This window comes from Dactylosporangium aurantiacum (genome assembly GCF_000716715.1).
Classification (GTDB): Bacteria; Actinomycetota; Actinomycetes; order Mycobacteriales; family Micromonosporaceae; genus Dactylosporangium; species Dactylosporangium aurantiacum.
The window spans coordinates 428,647-447,939 of record NZ_JNYJ01000007.1 but is presented as its reverse complement, the minus strand read 5'-3'; the positions used below and the strand labels follow the sequence as shown (position 1 = coordinate 447,939).

At 67.0% G+C, this 19,293-nt stretch carries 15 protein-coding genes and 1 CRISPR repeat array; of the genes, 11 read left to right on the top strand and 4 right to left on the bottom strand.

The features are described 5' to 3' along the window. Nucleotides 1-33 precede the first annotated feature (33 nt). The 3 genes from OP18_RS56995 to OP18_RS10750 form a co-directional block, all read right to left on the bottom strand. Nucleotides 34-189: a hypothetical protein gene (locus OP18_RS56995; RefSeq protein WP_156089417.1), complete on the bottom strand. Its 156-nt coding sequence runs from the start codon at nt 187-189 to the stop codon at nt 34-36. After that, complete coding sequence (locus OP18_RS10755; RefSeq protein ID WP_063745469.1) at nt 186-1,013, bottom strand: hypothetical protein; 828 nt, start codon at nt 1,011-1,013, stop codon at nt 186-188. Before OP18_RS10755 ends, OP18_RS56995 begins: the two co-directional genes overlap by 4 nt. 958 nt (nt 1,014-1,971) lie before the next feature. Beyond that, nucleotides 1,972-2,172 (bottom strand): hypothetical protein, encoded by a 201-nt coding sequence (locus OP18_RS10750; RefSeq protein WP_156089416.1) that lies wholly within the window; start codon nt 2,170-2,172, stop codon nt 1,972-1,974. A 565-nt stretch (nt 2,173-2,737) separates the two neighbouring features. Here OP18_RS10750 and OP18_RS56990 point away from each other — a divergent pair. The 9 genes from OP18_RS56990 to OP18_RS52245 all read left to right on the top strand — a co-directional run bounded on the left by OP18_RS56990 (nt 2,738) and on the right by OP18_RS52245 (nt 14,907). Beyond that, nucleotides 2,738-3,466, top strand: a complete 729-nt coding sequence (locus OP18_RS56990; RefSeq protein WP_156089415.1) for a ComF family protein — start codon at nt 2,738-2,740, stop codon at nt 3,464-3,466. Between the two features lie 88 nt (nt 3,467-3,554). Beyond that, nucleotides 3,555-5,114: an HAD-IA family hydrolase gene (locus OP18_RS54950; protein ID WP_162189768.1), complete on the top strand. Its 1,560-nt coding sequence runs from the start codon at nt 3,555-3,557 to the stop codon at nt 5,112-5,114. 974 nt (nt 5,115-6,088) lie between these two features. Next, nucleotides 6,089-6,265 carry a hypothetical protein gene (locus OP18_RS56985; protein WP_156089414.1) on the top strand — a complete coding sequence of 59 codons (177 nt, stop codon included), beginning with the start codon at nt 6,089-6,091 and terminating at the stop codon, nt 6,263-6,265. A gap of 1,029 nt (nt 6,266-7,294) precedes the next feature. After that, on the top strand, nt 7,295-10,018 hold the full coding sequence (cas3, locus tag OP18_RS10670; RefSeq protein WP_162189767.1) for a CRISPR-associated helicase Cas3': 2,724 nt from the start codon (nt 7,295-7,297) through the stop codon (nt 10,016-10,018). Between the two features lie 113 nt (nt 10,019-10,131). After that, nucleotides 10,132-11,652, top strand: coding sequence for a type I-E CRISPR-associated protein Cse1/CasA (locus tag OP18_RS10665; RefSeq protein ID WP_162189766.1), 1,521 nt, complete (start codon nt 10,132-10,134; stop codon nt 11,650-11,652). Continuing rightward, on the top strand, nt 11,649-12,188 hold the full coding sequence (locus OP18_RS10660; RefSeq protein WP_033358559.1) for a type I-E CRISPR-associated protein Cse2/CasB: 540 nt from the start codon (nt 11,649-11,651) through the stop codon (nt 12,186-12,188). Before OP18_RS10665 ends, OP18_RS10660 begins: the two co-directional genes overlap by 4 nt. A gap of 90 nt (nt 12,189-12,278) precedes the next feature. After that, on the top strand, nt 12,279-13,496 hold the full coding sequence (gene cas7e / locus OP18_RS10655; RefSeq protein ID WP_033358558.1) for a type I-E CRISPR-associated protein Cas7/Cse4/CasC: 1,218 nt from the start codon (nt 12,279-12,281) through the stop codon (nt 13,494-13,496). Then, on the top strand, nt 13,493-14,290 hold the full coding sequence (cas5e, locus tag OP18_RS10650; protein ID WP_052386496.1) for a type I-E CRISPR-associated protein Cas5/CasD: 798 nt from the start codon (nt 13,493-13,495) through the stop codon (nt 14,288-14,290). The genes cas7e and cas5e overlap by 4 nt, the downstream gene beginning before the upstream one ends. Further along, the gene (locus OP18_RS52245) at nt 14,287-14,907 is read left to right on the top strand and encodes a type I-E CRISPR-associated protein Cas6/Cse3/CasE (protein WP_052386495.1); all 621 of its coding nucleotides are present in this window, start codon (nt 14,287-14,289) and stop codon (nt 14,905-14,907) included. Before cas5e ends, OP18_RS52245 begins: the two co-directional genes overlap by 4 nt. A 44-nt stretch (nt 14,908-14,951) precedes the next feature. Next, nucleotides 14,952-16,139: direct repeats of the CRISPR family, unit length 28 nt; unit sequence GTCCTCCCCGCACGCGCGGGGGTCATCC. A 1,436-nt stretch (nt 16,140-17,575) separates the two neighbouring features. Here OP18_RS52245 and OP18_RS10640 read toward each other — a convergent pair. Next, nucleotides 17,576-17,971 carry a hypothetical protein gene (locus tag OP18_RS10640; protein WP_033358556.1) on the bottom strand — a complete coding sequence of 132 codons (396 nt, stop codon included), beginning with the start codon at nt 17,969-17,971 and terminating at the stop codon, nt 17,576-17,578. Nucleotides 17,972-18,351: 380 nt separating this feature from the next. Between OP18_RS10640 and OP18_RS10635 the strand changes: the two genes are divergently transcribed. Together OP18_RS10635 and OP18_RS56980 are read left to right on the top strand one after the other, a co-directional pair. Continuing rightward, on the top strand, nt 18,352-18,738 hold the full coding sequence (locus OP18_RS10635) for a DUF6334 family protein (protein WP_033358555.1): 387 nt from the start codon (nt 18,352-18,354) through the stop codon (nt 18,736-18,738). Between the two features lie 287 nt (nt 18,739-19,025). Further along, entirely contained in the window at nt 19,026-19,235 is a 210-nt protein-coding gene (locus OP18_RS56980) for a hypothetical protein (protein WP_156089412.1), read from the top strand. The last annotated feature ends 58 nt before the right edge of the window (nt 19,236-19,293 follow it).

The window sequence follows — 19,293 nt, the reverse complement described above, 5'->3', positions numbered from 1 at the left end:
CACGCCGCACCGTGCACCGGCGCAGGCAACGGGTCACTGCAGCAGACGACCGAGGGCGTTGAGCAGGGGCGCGACATCGTTGAGGTTGCCCAGCAGGGCGCCGGCGAGCATCCACAGCACCGAGCGGGGCACGGTGAGCTGCAGACGCACCAGCGGCTCGCGGTTGGGGTCGGTCGCCTTGTCGCTCATGCCGATGCTCCTGCGGTCGTGGTGGGCGCGGCCGCCTTCGCCTTGGCCGAGACCCGCATGATGCGCGCCGGCCTGTATTCGTAGAACTTCGTTGCGCCGGTGGGGGTGAGCGGCGCGGACTTGAACCGCGGCCGGCGCTCGATCAGGTTGAGTTCAAGCAGGGTCTTCAGGCCGCGCTCGGTGGTGTCGGCGCTCCATCCGTACCAGTCCGGCATCCGCTCGGCGGGGTAGTCCTCCCAGGACCTGGCGGAGCACACGGTCAGCAGCATGGCCAGCGAGGGCATGGTCATTTTGCCGTCGAAGCCCTTGAGCCAGAACGCCAGCGGCAGCTGCAGGTAGGCGTCCTTGTCCGTGACGCCGGGGCGGGTGTACGGGGCGCCGGAGCCGTCCTCGCGCAGCAGGGTGACCGAGATGCGCCGGCTGCCGCGGGTGCGGGTGCACGTGAGCAACTGCTTGGTCTGCAGCCGGAGGAGGGTGCGCCAGGCGGCCGTGCGGGCCGCCGAGTCCTCGGCGTGCAGGTGCACGTCGAACAGGCGGGCCCAGACCAGGCTGTCCAGCTCGGTGGTCCGGCCGCCTTCGCCCTGGCCGCTGCTGGCGGCCAGGACCATCAGGTAGGCGCGCATGCCACGGAGGTCACCGGCGGTGGCGAACGGTGCGAGCATGCCGTGTCGGGGGCTAGGGCTGCCCTGGGGCAGCTGGACGAAGACCTTCCGCAGCGGGACGGCCTTGCGTCCGGCGCGCTGCAGCAGTGCCGCACGCGTCTGTGGGCCGGTCGGCGTCGCCGGCTTCGTGCCGGACGAGTGGCGCTGTTTTTGCTGACTCATGGCGACAATCACGCCATACGACCCGCGAAATTCCAAGCGAAGAAGCCGGGCCAGATCTGCACGCTCCAGCGGGTGCCATATTAGTACCATCTGCCGATGACCAAGCTGACGAGTACCGGCTGGCGATGACCGTGCAAAGAGCCGCTGGAGGAAACAGACGGTCCAGCGGGGCGACTACGGTAACTCGCGCACCGACCCGTCGAGCATCTCAGCTCCAAGTGGGCACCATCTGAATCCAACTTGGGTTAATCGGATGCTAGATCCCATTCCAGACATAGGGCTCTAGGGCTGGCGGGTCCGCCGATGCCTGCCCACGGCACGCCCTCGGGCGGCACCAGGAGACTGCCGGAACCCCGGCGGGAGCAGAGATCCTGCGCCGCAACCGCCGAACCCAGGTCCCTGGCCGAGCCCGGAGACGCCCGGGATACGGCAAAATTTGCGCGGCCCGGCCGAAGGTCACCGGACACCGGCAGTGCCGACAACGTCAGCGCCTGAGCGCTCGCGGTGCCATCGCGCGGCGGCTCGAGCTTCGGTGCGAGCCTGGGTGCCGGGTAGCGCAGCCGGAGACCGCGCGATCCTCCCCGCACCCGCGGCGGTCATCTCTGAAACTTCACGACGTTGGCCTCAGTGTGGGCGTCCTCCCGGTACGCTCGGGGGTCATCCGAACTCCGCGCCGTCGACCGACCCCACGTTCATGTCCTCCCCGCGCACGCGGGGGTCATCCCTTCCCCCACGCCCCCGCCCTCGGCCTCGACGGGTCCTTCCCGCACGCGCGGGTCATCCCTTCGGGTGGACCGTCACCGTCCCCTTGGGGTCGTCCTCCCCGCACGCGCGGGGGTCATCCCGCGGGCAACACCAAGAAGACCACGTTCGCTGCGTCCTCCCCGCACGCGCGGGGGTCACCCGAAGACGCGTGCCCGGGCAGCCTGATCGGGGAATCCTCCTCGCACGTGCGAGGTCATCCACGCCGGGTGGCCGTCGTGGCTGACTGCGAAGTGTCCTCCACGGCGTACCGCAGCGCGTTGGAGAACACCGCCCGCTTCGTCACGGTCGCGGCGCCAGCTGGCTTGCCGTCCATGCTGAGCGCGATCGTGTCGAGCACCTTCCGGACCAGCGCGGCGTCGGTGAGCGCGGACAGGTTGACAGTGTTCGCCTGCACCCACGTGACCGCGCCCGCCAATTGGCCGGCGGCGGCCCTGCCGTCCGCGCCGAGGTGTTGAAGGCATACCCATACAGCGCGGCCCGCATGGTCTCGACGTCCGGCACGCCCCGGTCGCTGGACAGTAGCGGCGACCCTCGACCATGTCACCCCACCAGAAACGGCCCTTGGCTTGGTGTATGACCAGCTATGGTGCCGACAAGGCGAGTGCTCTGGCGGATCGCCTCGCCCGCGACGGACCTTAGTGGTGCCTGTCGTGCGGCAGCCGAGACCTTCATGGCTACGCCGCCGCAGGGGTACCCCTGATCTGCAGAAACCTTGAACTGATGATCACCAAGTGCATGCGACTCGACTCGCTGTGTTACGGGAGTGCAAGATGAGATGGATTCGATCCGCCTCACGTCTAGCTACACTGCGCCTCGATCACCATACTCGGACACATGTTCGAGGGGGTTGACGGGACGGCAGGACAGCTGGCTGCGTCCGTCCGAAGGGGATGCCGGTGGCATACCGCGAGTTCGCTCTGCCCCGTTTCGCTAGCGGTCAGCACACAGTTAATCACTGGATGGAGTGGATGATCTCCGAGCGGGTACTGCACGACGCTGCGCCGCGACCCATGGCGTCGTGTCAGATGTGTGGTGGCGCGGTAGGGATGAACTACGCCGGTCAGCCCTTTGACCGCTGCCCGCAATGCAGAAATTACGGATCGTATGTCGACGCATTGATTCCGATTACGTACAGCCTGGATGACGGCCTTGAATCTATGCTGCATCGGTTCAAGGATCGTGAGAACTATAACTGGTTGCAATGGCCGCTTGCCTCGCTCCTTTGGACCTTCATGAAGCGGCATATGTCGTGTATCAGAGGTCGTTACGGCGAAGAAGACGTCGCGATCACAGTACCGTCAGACAATTCGGCCCGGCGCTTCAACCACATACGCAGCATTATTGAAGGCGTACAGGGTGCGCCGCTGATCGCATGGCGAGATGATGTGGTTGTGCGGAATCGAACGGTTGGACGTCCTAGGCGGGGTCAAGTTGCGCCTGCTGCCTACCTCGTGCAAGCCGACCAGGTCGCTAGAAGATCCGTGCTTATATTGGATGACACCTGGACGTCCGGTTCTTCTATGGTGAGTGTTGCAGCTGCGCTAAAAAATGCGGGTGCCACAAAGGTGGTTGCACTTACGTTGGGCAGGCAACTCAACTGCTCAAGTGACTACCTTAATAATCAGGAACTCGTCGAGGAGGTCCGCGAGAGAGGCTGGGGGTTAAGCTGTGTCATCTGTGCACGCTAATACGAGAGCTGACGAGGCTGCACGTGTCCTGCTACTTCTCGATGCTCCGAGTATGGGGCCGCGCCGGGTCATAGACCTTCTCACTCGCATGGGATCAGCTGACGCGGTACTGGAGTATGTGCTGGAGAATCAGCGGGTACCGGAGCGTGTCCGTTCCTTTGTTGAAACCGCCTCTCCCGATCAATACGCGCTGGTGATAAAGCGCACGTTTGAGCTAGGCGGGGATTTTAAGCTCTGGAATGATGCCGACTATCCCTCAAATTTGTCAAAATGGGACGGCCGCCCGCCAGTCCTGTTCTATAAAGGCGAGATTTCGGGGATAGGTCGCCGCGCCCTGGCGCTAGTAGGTCGAGTGGACCCCACCGACGAAGGCCTGGCAGCAGCAGATCGGTTTGCGCGTAAATGTGTCGATGCCGGAATCTCTGTCGTTAGCGGCTTGGCGAAGGGCATTGATGGCGCATCGCATCGCGCAGCGCTGCGTCCTCCGGCTGGTCGAACCTATGCAGTTGTCGGTCATGGGATCGATTACACATATCCGCGGGAAAATATCGACCTGTACAAGCAGATGACTCATAGCGGCGGCATCCTGTCGCAATTTCCTACCGGTATGGGCCCTCAGCGGTGGACTTTTCCTGCGCGCAACGAGGTCATGTGCACGCTGGCCCTTGGAACTGTGATCATCGAGGGTAAAACCAGTTGTGGATCTATAATCCAAGCGGACTTTTCATTCAAGCACCAGAGGCCGGTTTTCCTGCTTGGCCGAAACTTGAAGGCTCCAGATTCGCAATGGGCCCATGATCTAGTGCGGCGTGGTGCAACGGTAATTGAGCGTTTCGATCAAGTACTAGAAATCGTGGAACGCGAGGTTGGTCACCTCTGGAGCGAAACTGAGGCCGCACAGGAAACGCTATTCGCCACCGGCGAGCTGTCGCTGCTTTCGGAGTCGATGACAGGGCAGGAGGGAACTGCGCGGATGTCGAAGCCCCCGTTAAAGGCCGCTGACCCCCCTGGCGCCATTCTTTTCGACATCGACGGTGTCGTCGTCGACACTCGCCACGCGTCCACCGTAGCTCTTGCCGCCGTGGCGTCCGCGGTTCTTAAGCGCGATGTATCACCGAATGAGGTTCGCGCAACCGGCAAACCTCACGAAGCGTTGGCATTGCTTGGCGTGTCAAATGCATACAACATCTATCGCCAGAATTACGATGCTGCCTTCAGGCGTGCATGTGCCGATGTGCGGGTATTCCAGAGAGTTGTCGAAGGAATACGCATGCTTAAGAATTCTGGCTACCGAGTTGGCGCAGTGACTGCTCAGCCGGCGCGGCGGATCAACGCAGCGCTTCCGCGAGACGTCCGCGATCTGTTCGACGTATTTTTGTGCTACAACGATACGCTCGGTAAGAAGGACGACGGGATTAGGCTTGCCCTCCAGCGTCTAGGGGTCGGACGAGAGCGAGCAATGTACATCGGCGATCAGGCGACTGACCTAGAAGCGGCTCGGCGGGCTGGGGTACGAGCAGTAGGCGTCCTTTGGGGCTTCAGCAGCGAGGACGAACTGCGCCGGTGGCCACACGACCTGCTGATCAGCGAGCACGCCGAGGTCGGACCCAATTTGCCTGGAGTTCTGTTTCAAGATCGGAAAGCGTGACGCACTGCTGATCTGCGAACCTGAAGAAACTTGCGCCCGAGTTGATCGCACGCACGTGGAGGCACGGAGCGCCATCAGTGAACTGATCCGGGTCGCCGGCCGGGGCACATCGCCAGGGCTGAGGGCGCTCGCCGAGCATGCCGACGCCCCGCACTAGCCAAACCGAGGGGGCTAACGGGTCGTGTCGCCATGGAGAGCCGGGAGACAGGCCCGTCGACGTCGTGCCGTCGCCGCATCGCGATCGACACGCCGACGCCAGCTGATGTGATGGGGATCACATAGCGATCGAATCGTTCCAGAGCAGGTGTTCCTGGCGAGGTTGTCGTCTCGCGTCGGCATGTGGCCAGTGGTTCCGAACCGACGCACGGCACTGTCCGATGCTGCGGCAGGCGTCACCTTCCGTGAGGTGCTTCATGATCGGCGGTGCGAGATGGCGCCCAATTTTGGTCGGGCAGACTGCGCCTCACACTCGTCGCGCGCCGGGTTCAGTCAGGCTCTCGCGGAGTTCGGCGGGGCCGGCTTACGGCAGGTGCCACCGGACACATCTGATAGAAATGTCACTCTATGTAGTTGCACTCTGGATTGACGGCGTCGTTCCGAGGGCGTCAATGACGACGCGACTCTCTCGCTGGTTGAGAGGCAAGTCGTGTTCCACCAAAGGAATGTGCCTCTTCCTGCGGTGACGATGTAGTGGTGATCGTCGCTTGAATGACGACCTTATCGTCGTGACGGAGCGTATGGTGTTGTCGTCGAGGTACCCAGCCCCGACGACAACGGAGGGGACGGCGGCATGCCGCCATCCCCTCCGCAATCCATCAACGCCCGCGTGGGCGCCTCGCCGGAAGCGTTGCAGCGCTCACGGCATGTCTAGCCTAGCTTGTCACCTGGTCTGTGCTGGTGCAGTGCAAACTGGTAGCTGGTAGATGTCGGCGTACGCCGGAGGCGCCTGGGCGACCCTTAGAAGAAAGGGCGCTATGCGTCAGTCGAACGACATGCCGTCCGAGGGCGGCATCCCGCTCCACCTCGTCGTGGTCATGATGCTCTGCGTCGCCATCGGTGTCGCGGTGTGGCACTGGCCGGATGCTCGGGGACCGGTTGCCGTTTCACTTCTCGCGTTCGGTGTTCTCTATCGCCTGATCCGGCGACGATAGTCATGCCGTTGTGACGCGGGTGTGACAACGCTTCGACCGTGTCTTGAGTTTCAGCAGGTAGAGGTGCCTGATCTCTACAGACCGTAATCCTCCCCGCACGCGCGGGGGTCATCCCGACAACTGGCGGCACTTGCGCCGGGACAGCAAGTCCTCCCCGCACGGGCGGGGGTCATCCCACGTTTCTGGCCGTGCTGATCGTGGGGACCGCGTCCTCCCTGCACGCGGGGGTCATCCCGGGCGGTCGCCGTTGCTCATGCCGCGCCACGTGTCCTCCCCGCACTCGCGGGGGTCATCCCATGGTCGTCGTCTCGATGTACCAGGTCCTGGCGTCCTCCCCGCACGCGCGGGGTCATCCCACAAACAACTACGCCGTCATCGCGATCCGGCCGGTTCCCCGCACAGCACGCGCGGGGGTCATCCCTTGTTGTTCTCCAAGAGCAGGCTGTGGTATCAGGTCCTCCCCGTACGCGCGGGGGTCATCCTGGCAGGACGAAAACGCCGTTGTCCGGGCCGCCCCTCCCCGCACCCGCGGGGGTCATCCCTGGATGGGCTTCAACCAGGACGCTCTCGCCATGTCCTCCCCGCACGCGCGGGGGTCATCCCTCGCCGTTGGACAGCCAGAACGGGGCGCCGGTATCTTCCCGCACGCGCGGGGATCATCCGTCCTGGTTGAACTGCACCTGCAGCGTGCTGTCGTCCTCCCCGCACGCGCGGGGGTCATCCGTCGACGCCGACGCTCATGCCGTCGAGTACGCCGTCCTCCCTGCACCGCTCGACCGGCCATCCACCACAGGCCCGCTGAGACGCCATCGGGTTCATGCCGCACCTGCCCGGTTCCTTAGAGCAGCTCGACCTGCTGCTTAGTAAATGTCGAACTGGCGTGGTGCCCGCCGGTCTCGTGTGCGCCATCTGCAATTTGGAGCATTCGGGACTAGGTGTTTCGGAATGCTTATTTCACTGTCATGGCGGTTGTACTCGAACCGCCTCGCTGCCGAATTTTGTCGGTGGTGCCCGGCATACTGTCCGACCGTGACCGCACCGTGGGCTAAGTGGGATGGGCGTAGCGCGCCGTACCCTGTGGCGGCGCATGCCTTGGATACCGCTGCGGTCGCGTTGGTGCTGTACCGCGATGTGCTCAGCGCCCCGGTCCAGGACCTTCTTGTCCGGGCGTTGCGCTGGTCTGCTGAGACTGCGGACCGGCGGTTCGCGTGGGTGGCTGGCGCTCATGATCTCGGGAAGGTCGGCCCTTTGCACCAAGGGCAGCTGCTTACCGTTGCTGCAGGCCGGTTTGCAGCGTTCGTGTCCGGGCTCGGCCTGCCGCGGCCAAGCCCGAAATGGTTGGCGCGTGCCGTGGCGCTGCCTTCGCAGGCGCGCGTCTTGTTGCGGCACGAGGCGCTGAGCGCGTACATGCTTGAGCGGGACGGGCTGCCATCGTGGGCATGTGCCGCGGTATCCGGTCACCATGGCCGGTTCCAGCCCGATGTGGATCGCATCCCCAGAGTGGTGGACGAGCATTACCGGTTCCTTGACGAGTCCGGTGGGTGGCGGGCCGAGCAGGATGCGGTGCTGATAGCGCTCGATGCCGCGGTGAGGCGGCCGACGGCGGCCGATGACCCGGAAGATGCCGGACCGGCGGTGCCGCTGCTGACCGGTTTGGTGTGTCTCGCGGACTGGCTGGCCAGCGACGCCACGTTCCTGGCCGACCACGAATGCCTCCAACTGCTGGCGGAGCCACAGAAGTACTTCGCGCGACGTGTTGCCGACGCGGAGGCATGGGTTGAGCGATCGATCGGCTTGCCGGTTCGCCGGCCCGGCAGCTTCGGGCAGGTGTTTCCGTTTGAGCCGGCACGGCCGGTACAGCAGTGGGCGGTCGACGCCGAGCACGGGCCAGGGCTGGCAATTGTGGCGGTGCCGATGGGTGAGGGGAAGACCGAGGCCGGGCTGTGGCGGCACGCCGCGGGTGGCGGGTGCCGCGACGGGCTGATTTGGGGTTTGCCGACAACGGCGATGGCTGATGCGATGCTGGGCCGGGTGCTGCGGTTCTACACCGGAACCGACGGTTTCGCGCATCTGGCCCACGGGCGGGCGTTGCTCAATGCGTTCTACCAGCAGTCACCTGCCATCCCCGCCGGTGTGTGTGATGACGAGGAGATGCAGTCGGGGCTACGGCCCGGGTCGTGGTTTCGTGGTCGTCACCGGGCGCTGACCGCGCCGGTGGGCGTGATGACGTGCGACCAGGTCCTCGCCGTCGGCGTCTCGCACAAGTTCGCGCCGGTGCGGCTGGCGGCGCTGGCCGGGAAGCATGTGGTGCTCGACGAGGTGCATACGTACGACCCGTACCAGGATCGGCTGCTGTGCCGGGTGCTGGGCTGGCTTGGGTTTGTCCGCGCCCGGGTGACATTGCTGACCGCGACCCTGCCGACCCGACGGCTGCGCGAGTACGTGGCCGCTTACCAGGCCGGATGGAACCGTTCCGGCGAGAACGCTGCGCCGCCCGTGCTGCCCGGGCTGTATCCGGCCGTCACGTCGGTCGACGACCGTGGGGTCGTACAGCAGCGGCTTGCAGCCCACCGGTCGTACGTGCATCGCCTTCACGTGCACCGGCTTGCAGCCGCCCGGTTCGACACCGCAACGGTCGAGCTGGTGCTGCAGGCCCGGGCCGGCGACCGGCAGGCGAGGCTCGGGGTGATCGTGAACCGGGTGGATCGCGCGGTGGCGGTGGCCATCGAGCTCGCCGAACGTGGCGAGCCGGTGCTCCTGCTCCAGGGACGGATGACGTTCGGGCAGCGGGAAGACGCGGTCCGGCAACTGCTGCAGCGGACCGGGCCGACCGCGCAGGCGGGTCCGGTGACGGTGGTGGCCACCCAGCTCGCCGAGGCCAGCCTGGACATCGACCTGGACGTCGTGTTCACCGACCTCGCGCCCATGCCGTCGTTGCTGCAGCGGGCCGGCCGGCAATGGCGGCACTCCATCCCGATCGCTGGCGGCTGGATACACCCTCTGGCCGTCGCCGGCCGACACGGCGACCCGGTGCTGCACATCCTGGTCCCAACAGCCGCATCCGGCGACCTGGACGCCGGCGCGCACTACCCGTACAGCCGGGCGGAGATCCGTCGCACGTGGCGGGCGACGGAGGCACTGGCCGGCGGAGACCGCGACCGGCTACGGATCCCCGAGGACGTGCAGGGTGCCGTCGACGCCGCCGACGTACGTCTTGAGGACCTTGACACGGACGACTGGTCCGACACGAACCCGGAATTGGCGCATCTACTGGCCGCGGGCGCGGCCTCGGCTGCCGCGCACCGTGTCGGCGTCGACGTGGCGTCCGTGGCGCGGGACTGGCGGACGGCGATGCGTGCGGGGGACGGGTGGGCTGGTGTGCCGGCGCTGGCGGCGTTGACTCGCGGGGAGCTGTGGCGCGAGGAGGCCGTCACCAGGCTCCGCGACGCCGACACTGTCCAGGTGCTGCTGTACGACCCGACCGGCCGCCACCAGATCGCGTGGCCGGGCGGTGTCGCGGAGCTGCTCGACGTGCGTGGGGGACGGACGCTGATCGAGGCGCTGCGGCATGTGATCCCGGTGTCCGGGAGGCTGGCCAGCCGGCTCCGGGCCGCCGCCGGTCAGCCACCGCACGGCTGGCATCCGGCGACTCTGCTCAACGACGTGCTGCCCCTCCCGGTCGGTTCGCTGCCTGCCGGCTACCGCTTCGACGAGTACGGGCTGCACAACCATCCGACAGGAGGTCAACCCTGATGCCCCAAACAGCGACTGCAGCAGCCCGCGAGCAGGTCCGCGTCGACAACGTCCGGGTCGAGCTGCGGCAGGCGCACGCCGCGCCGCTGTATGACCTGAAGGAGCTCGAGTGGGTGCCGGTCTACCGCGACGGGAGCCCGGTACAACTCGTCGGGCTGCAGGATCTGCTCCAGCGTGCGCACGAGTGGCGGGATCTGGCCGAACCGAACCCGCTGATCCGTGCCGGGCTGCGTCGCTTCCTCACCGCGCTCACCGCGCTCCTGGTTCGCCGCACCAACACTGACGCCGACCACTGGACGCAGCGGATGCGGGACAACAGCGGCTTCACCGTCGGCGAGGTGCGTGCTGTCCTCGACGAACTGCAGGACCGGCTGTGGCTGTACCACCCGGTGTCGCCGTTCCTGCAGGACCCGAGACTGATCGAAGCGTCGCTCAAACCCGAACTGAAGTCGTTCGTCGAGCTTGCCGCGCACCTACCGGGTGAAGGTGAGACGGCCTGGTTCACCAAGGGCAGCGATCCGGACATGACTGGCGGACTGCCGCCTATGGCGGCGGCCCGGGCACTCGTCGGGCGTTGGTATTACACCCTCAACGGCAACACCGCTGAGGTGCGCGCTGAGGGGCGAACGATCAGCTCCCAGCAGGGGTCGACGTTCGGGGAAGGCCCGGCTCGGCTCACGCACGTGTTCCGGGTTGCCGGCAGTCTGTTCGGCACCCTGCTGCGCAACCTCACCACGGACCTGGTCATCTATCCCGGCACGTCATCGGCTGGTGTGGCATGGGCGGACGGCGACCAGCCCGGCCCGTACGACGATCCGCTCTACCGGTACACGATGACCGGCACGTCGGTGCTGCTCGGCCCACCCGCCAGCGACGGGCGCGTCGTGCAGGTGCTCCGCGGCCCGGTACCCGCCGACCCGGACCGGGTCAAACTGCTGCGGGAATCCGCCCGCGACGCTGACCCTCACCGGATCCTTATCGAAGGCCGCACCCCCGGAAGCCAGCAGACGCTGCGCCTGTCCGCCGACGACCACCGTATCGAAACCCTCAACGCGCTCCGCCGACCCGGCTGGCCCGGCAACCCGCAGCTGTTGAGCCACGGTGTGATCAGCGAGGAGCGGCTGTGGCTGCCCGCCGGCCGGCAGGCCCGACACGCCGAGATCCTCGAACTGCTGCTGGCGGACAAGCAGGGCGCGGCGACCGCCCCGAAGTGGAAGCACACCGCGACCGTGACGTTGTCCAGCGTCCTGCTCGACCCGGAACTGACCGACCTCGACGGGCTACTGACCGCATGCTTCGCCGGCACCGGCGCGATCGAGGCACGACTCATCTGGGCGGTGCGGCTCGCGCTGGCTCGCATCGACAACAAGACCGGCAAGCGGGTGGCGGCACCGTTGAAGGACGGGCCGGTGGCTACCGCGGCCGGCACCGCCCGCCGGCTCTGGCTCGACGCCGCTGACCGCGCACTGGATCAAGTCCGCGCCGGGCAGCTTACTGAACTACAGGCGCAGGACCAGCTGTGGGCGGCGGCCCGCACCGCGCTGCGCACCGCGACCGCACCGTACGCCGCCACCACCCGCTACGCCGCCTCAACGATCACCGCTGACCGAGTGCTGTGGAGGAAACCCACGTGACCAGCCCATCCCCCAGTGCCGCGCCATCCCCGCCGGCCGAACGCACAGCCCCCGACAAGGACTACCTGCCGTGGCTGTTGCCGGCACTGCAGCGGGCCGAGATCCGGGCCGCGCTGCGTCGCGGCGACATCCCAGCGATGCAGGATCGCGCCTACCGCTACCTGGCCCGGTACTGGTCGGGGGCGGTCTGGCTCCGCACACCGCTGCTGCTGCACGCCGCCGCAACCGCGGCCCACCCGACGCTGCGCCACGCAGAGAAAACCGGCCTCGGCGACCTTGCCGCGGACCTGGTCGAACGGAACGTGCTGTCAGCGTCCACCGTCGCGGCACGGCTCCTCGCAGTGCAGCGCATGGACCTGCCGGTCGCCCACCGTCATCTGGCCGGCATCCTGCACGCCGGCGCTGTGCAGCGGCTGACGCTGGACTGGCACCAGCTCTACCGCCTCTACCGAAGCTGGGACTTCCCGACGGTCGACGGTCGGCGCCGCAACCGCCGCCGACTGCTCGAGCAGTTCCACACGCGTGTTCCCGGCTGAGCCGGACCGGACCGATCTACCGCACCTTCGCGCACATTCCTCACTCGAGTGCGGGCGAATCCCGCCCGCCAGCCGAACCCTGGAGCGCTCGTGTACCTGAACCTGCACATCCTGTTCAGCTTCGCCGCCGCCAATCCCAACCGCGACGACGCCGGATCCCCGAAATCGATCGACTACGGCGGGGCCACCCGCAGCCGGATCTCCTCCCAGGCCATGACCCGACCGAAGCGGCACAGCTTCGAAGCAGGATCCGACGCCGACAGAACCTTCCGGTCCGCGCTCGTCGCCGAGAAGATCACCGAACTGGTCGAGAAGCTCATCGCCGAAGCGGGCGACACGATCACCGAACAACAGACGGCTGCGCTGCGCGCCACCGCCACGAAAACCATCACATCACTGACCGCGAAGGACCGCGAGAAGGAACCGAAACAACCCAAACGGCGCGGCAAAGGCGCCGCCACCGAACCAGCGGCCGCCGACGGTGACACCGAGACCGCCGACGCTGACGAGGAAACCGTTGATGGGCCGAAGGCCACCCTCATCTGGCTGGCCGAGAAAGAAATCCGAGCCGCCGCACACAAAGCTTTCGCCGGCATCACGGCGGGAGAGCCACCCGCGCTGGCCATCGAGGACTTCGTGCAGTCACAGCGCACCGACTCACTGACCATCGCCGGGTTCGGACGGATGTTCGCCCAGCGCCCAGACCTGGCCATCGAGGCTGCCATCCAGCGAAGCCACGCGTTCACGACCCACGCCACCGTTTCCGAGGTCGACTACTTCACCGCGGTAGACGACCTGCGCAACGTCGATCGGGGCGCCGGCCACCTCGGCATCAACGAACTCACCGGCGGCGTCTACTACTGGCACGCCAACCTGTCAGTCCGGCAACTGGCCGCCGCGTGGGCAGGCATCGACAGGCCGGACGCCGCTGCCCGGCTCACCGCCCTCTTCGAAGCGCTCATGCTCGCCCTGCCGACCGGCCGGCAGGCCACCACCGCCTACCACACCCTGCCGGCCCTGGTCCTCGCCGTCCCGGCCAAACTGCCGGCCAGCCTGCAGACAGCCTTCGAAACCCCTATCGCCGCCCGCAACGGCAGCGGGTACCTCGCCCCGTCGGTCGACGGTCTGGTGCGCGAACACACCCGTACCGTCGCCGCCCTGCCCAGCCGGTTCCGGCCCGCCCGCTACGCCGGCACCGCTGCAGACACAGTCACATCAGGCGACCACGCCCAGCCGGCCGGATCCCTGGAAGACCTAGCCGCTTGGTGTGCCGAACAAGTCCTCGCTGCCGCCGCCCAACTGTCGTGAGCACCCTCGTCTGCCGACTTGCCGGCCCGCTGCAGTCATGGGGCGAGGAAGCGCGGTTCAACCACCGCGGCAGCCTGCCCTATCCGAGCTACGCCGGGCTGCTCGGCCTTGCCCGGGCCGCCCTCGGACACAACCGGTATGGCCGGAACGCCGCTACCGGTGAACCCGCCGACGAACAACCGCTGCGCGCCCTGCACATGGCCGTCCGGATCGACCAACCGGGCCGGACCCTGCTCGACTACCACACCGTCAACCCGCCCCCGATCAGCCAATACGCGTGGCTCTCCGAAGCAGACCAGGCCAAACTGGCAACGATCGCGATGGGCAACGGCAGACCGTGGGCCATCAAAGGCCAGCAGCAAACACTGCAGACGTGGCGCACCTACCTCACCGGAGCCGTGTTCACCTGGTTCCTGCATGGCAACCCGGCATACCTGCGGAATCTTGCAGATGCACTCATCGAGCCGTACTGGCCGCTCAGCCTCGGCCGGAAAGCCTGCCTGCCGGACCAGCCGCTCGTACTCGGCATCAGCCCGGACGAGCTCAACGACAGCGCCACCCGGACGCCCGCGACCGGCGCGGCCAGCTCCAGAACCCTGCACCTCTTTCACACCTCGGTCGACCCCCGCGACGCAGTGCAACTGCGGGGCCGGACCGTAACCCACGCCGACCTGCCGCTCGGCCCGCACCCGCACGACCGCTACGGCTACCAAACCCGAACCGTGACCCGCGTCGAGCCGCCGACCATGACCCGCGACGAACTGCTGACCTGGGCAAAGGAGAACCTCTCATGACCGCGATCGTCACCGCCCAGCCGACGCCGACACTCGCCGCTGTCCCACTGAACCATCCGGCCCTCATCAGGCACGTCCGCGACTGGAGCGACCGCGACCAGATCCACAAAGCGGTCATGACCCTCTTCCGACCCGATCTGCCCGGACCACAGGACCAGCGCCGAGGCACCGCCGGCATCCTGTACCGCGTCGAACACCGGCCGCATCCGCGAATCCTTTTGCAGGCCGCTGCACCGCCGGCCCGCACCGACTACGGCATCCGCGTCACCGACCTCACCGGCGTCATAGCCAACCTGCACCCGGGTGGACGTGTTCACCTCCGAGTCGACATCAATGCGGTGCGTTGCCAGTCCCGCACCGGCCGACGTCTGCCCGTCCCCGACAGCGAGCTTCAGGGCTGGCTCACCGCGCGGCTCGAACCGGGCTTGCGCAACGTTGAGATCCTCGATGCCCCGGTGACTGTCGGCCGCGCCGGCAACCATCCGCTCCGCGTCGCCCACATCGCCGCTACAGCGACAGTGAACGATCCGCTTGCTCTCACGGAATTGATCAACAATGGCGTAGGACGCGGCAAAGCCTACGGTTGCGGCCTACTCACCGTCCTGCCGGCATTGTGAAGAAAATCGGCCGAGTGGATCTCTAGCGGCCCAGGTCAACAAGTGTCCTCCCCGCACGCGCGGGGGTCATCCGCCATCGCCGCCCACCCCGCCGGCGCCAACGTCGTCCTCCCCGCACGCGCGGGGGTCATCCCGGCCCGAGCGCGTCGAGAATCCAACGGGGTGTGTCCTCCCCGCACGCGCGGGGGTCATCCCGTGCTCCCCGGGGCCACCATCGACCACGTGTTGTCCTCCCCGCACGCGCGGGGGTCATCCCTGGGTGGCTCTGGGATGACCGCCGTTCCGCTCGTCCTCCCCGCACGCGCGGGGGTCATCCGGAGACCCAGGCGCCGGCCGTGGCACCGTTCCCGTCCTCCCCGCACGCGCGGGGGTCATCCGTCTCGGCGCGTCGGGCACCCCAAAACCGGTCAGTCCTCCCCGCACGCGCGGGGGTCATCCCGCGTCGAGCACGGCGGCGCGCTCCCTGTCCGTGTCCTCCCCGCACGCGCGGGGGTCATCCGACGTGGCGTGGCGGCGCGAGGCCGGCTCATGCGTCCTCCCCGCACGCGCGGGGGTCATCCCTACCTCACGCCGGACTGGCCGAGCAGCGTCTTGTCCTCCCCGCACGCGCGGGGGTCATCCGAGCCTGGGGCAGGTGGCCTTCGAGGCGTACCGGTCCTCCCCGCACGCGCGGGGGTCATCCCTGATAGATGCCCTCGATGCGCACCCTAATCTGGTCCTCCCCGCACGCGCGGGGGTCATCCCTTCTGCCACCGTCGAGAGTGGACCGTTTACACGTCCTCCCCGCACGCGCGGGGGTCATCCCCAGTGGATCGCCACGCCCTCGCTGCCCGGGTAGTCCTCCCCGCACGCACGGGGGTCATCCCACGTACATCACCGCAGGGTTCACACCCGGAAGCGTCCTCCCCCCACGCGCGGGGGTCATCCGCTGTCCGGGATCGTGGCGCCGGGCTGGACGGAGTCCTCCCCGCACGCGCGGGGGTCATCCTGGAGTGCGGCTATGACCATCCACCGCGCGCTCGTCCTCCCCGCACGCGCGGGGGTCATCCCTGCGGATACGCACCGAACTGCGTGCCACCCTCGTCCTCCCCGCACGCGCGGGGGTCATCCGATGATGTCGAACAGGTCGCCGAGCAGGCCGAGGTCCTCCCCGCACGCGCGGGGGTCATCTCCCGGAGTACGTCGGTTCCTGCCTGATCAACTAGTCCTCCCCGTACGCGCGGGGGTCATCCGGGAACGCCCACGCCGGGTGCTTACCCACCGTCGTCGTCTCCGCATGCGCAAGGGGTCATACCCGGCCGTACACGCGGTCGAGCTGCCCGATCGAGTCCTCCTCGCACATGCGGGGTCATCCGCAGAGGGAGAGCCGATAGTGACAGATCTTGAGGTCTTCCCCGCACGCGCGGGGGTCATCCCTCGATGATGTTGCCGAGCGGGCCGGCACCGACGTCCTCCCCGCACGTGCGGGGAGCATCCCCTGGAGCCGATCGCCCGGATCGTGCTCGGCTCGTCCTCCCCGCACGCGCGGGGGTCGCCCCGACGACAAGATCGTGCTCGCTCAGAACGTCGGGTCCTCCCCGTACTCGCGGGGGTGGTCCTTTCCACGCCAAGCTGCTCCAGGGCGGTGAGGTGTCCTCCCCGCACGCGCGGGGGTCATCCCGGCACGCCGCGGGTGTCGGTGATCAGCGTCTTGTCTTCCCCGCACGCGCGAGGGTCATCCCCGCTCCGTCATGCGGATCAGCCCGCCGCCGAAGTCCTCCCTGCACGCGCGGGGGTCATCCCTCCAGCACGACGTGCGCGAGGATGCTCGCCCGTCCTCCCCGCACGCGCGGGGGTCATCCCATGGCGGCGTACGCCTCGACCGTCCGGCCGTCGTCTTCCCCGCACACGCGGGGGTCATCCATGCCGGGTGGCTGGCATGGCTGACCGCGAAGTATCTTCCCAAACTCTGCGCTACCGTCGAGCGGTTGCCACGCCTGGCGATCAGCATGCCGCTGGGCAGCAGGCCGTACGCATTACCCAAGCTGCCACGTTCCGCTGATGATCGCGACGTCGCTACGTCCGTCGGTCCGTTCCCATGTACGGTGGGACCCGCCTTGGACAGAGACCTGCGCGCTTCATCTCCGAGCAACAGCCATGACCTGCAGGTTTGCCTCCGTCAGAAGGTGCGCTCGGGGGCGCGTTTCGGGCTGTTGAAGATGGATCGCATCTGCGCCTGGCTTCGAACAGGCGCCGTCCCCCGTGATCGTTGACATGTCAGCTGGCTGCCCCATGCAGCAACAACGATCGCTCGCACTCGTTGGCCCGAGCACTTGTGCACCACCAGAACCACGAGCGGCACCATAGACGCAGGGACTCCCCCGCAGCCCGCGCCGGCGGTCAGGACGTACGAGACCCCAGTTCGGGACCCTCCACGGCAGGCCGCAACGCACCCATGTCCCGTGGCGAATGCCCGGGAGAACCAACACGGCTTGTCAATCATGGCTTGTCACGGCCTCCGCCACCGAGCCGCCACGCTCACCCTCCGTGACAGTGGGTCAACATTCTCGGGTTCAGCGGGTGAGCACATCTGCCGATGAGCGGTTATCCGATCTCGGTAAGCGGGTCTGAGATCCAGAAGCGGCGGAATGACGGCGGTCGCCGACCGTGCCCCGGTTCCGGTGAGGCGTCATCTGGCATGGTCCGCCCAACCCACTCGCACAAGAATCTCGGTAGCCACGTCGGCAGGGGCGCGGTCGTTGGTGATCGTGAAGTCCTCAACGTCGACCGACATGCGCCTGTCCTCGTCCAACGCTTTGAGGTGCTGCTCGAGCTTTGCGTCCGTGTCTCGTTGCCTCAGGCGGCTGCGTACGGTGTCGTCGTCAGCGGTCAATCCGACCAGGCGGATCTCGCAGCCCGCGAGGCTCTGGGCATACGATTCGCGCAGCGTCAGGCTGTCGATGACAGCGGCGACAACGACGAACCGCGCACCGGCGATCTTGAAGTTCGCCCACAGCGCCGCCAGGTTGGCGCATCTGAGCTCGATACCCAGCCGTCGGGACGAATCAGCTGATAACCCCAGCACCAGCCGAAGATCTCGTGACCGCGGGAAGCAACGAAGGCGAGAGCACCAGGACTTTCCAGGTATGGCAGGCCAGCACCGCGCGTCCCTCGAAACGTGCGCACGGCACGCTCGAAGAGCTCAACGTCTTCGGCCAGCACTCGATCGATCACGCACTATTCTGCCCCGAACAGGGCAAGACCCGCGGGTCCAACTTAGAGCGCACACATCTGCCGCAGGTCCCGCGCGGCCGCCGACGTGGAGATCGTCACGCTTCGTGGCGGGGTCCGGCGCGTCGAACCACGGCCGCAGTGCTCGATCGTGCCGAATAGCGGACGTATCGCCGACGCGGTCGGTGCCATGATCTCCGTGTGGCGCATAACTTGCCTTCTTCTGGTCCCTCCGTGTTGACCGATCTGGCCGGGGTCGTGCATCTGGCGTATGTAGACGACCCTTCCTGGCTTGTGGCGATCCAGTTCCGCTTCGACGAGGGATACCTCCACGTGGAGGTTGATCCGGATGACGACACGGTCGAAGTTTCCTTCGATCCGCGGCAACCGCCGCCGCTTCGCCATTGGGTGTCGGATTCGGTGTCAACCCAAATGAATCAGCACTATGCCGGCCTGCTCGGCATGACCTCCGCCTGGCGGTGGGTGCTTCGCAATCAGCAGGGGTACGAGGATGCGTTCCAGATCGAACTGAGCACACCCTCGTCTACCACGACGTTGCAGTACCTCGCGATGGCCTCGCGCCTCCACCTCCGCCGCGTGAACGACGCACCAATCCCGTAGAGGGCCCTTCATCAGCTTGGTGGCGCCTACACCCAAGCCCTTGCCCAAACGCTCGCTCATGCCGCGAGGCGGTCGTTGCGCTGGGGATTGTCGTGCCGGTCGACATCCTCTCGGACGTCCGCCAATGCTTGGCGCCAGGTCGTGCGGCCAGACCTGCCCTCGACTACGGTCTCATCTGTCGCCGTCGTGAACCCCTACGCCACGAACGCGAACCACGACGGCGAGCCGGGAGAACTTCGGCCCTCGACATTCCGGCGGACACAGACCCGGACGGTGAGGGAAGCCGAATGCCGTCACACGGTTGTTCCCGGACATCCTCGGACGACAGTGACACGGCCGCGGAAGCCCTGGCAGTCACCAGCGAGACGGGGCCGGTCGACGCCGACGACGAGGAGGGCGTCGATCCGCTCGGAGCGGCGACGCGCGCGGTGCTGGCCAAGGTCGCCGACGAGGTGACGGAAGCCGGACCGGACCTTCCTTGCGGACAGCCTCGCTGAGGCGGCGGCCGAAGAGGCAGATGAGGAAGCGGCCGCGGAGGCTCAGCGGCAGGAGACG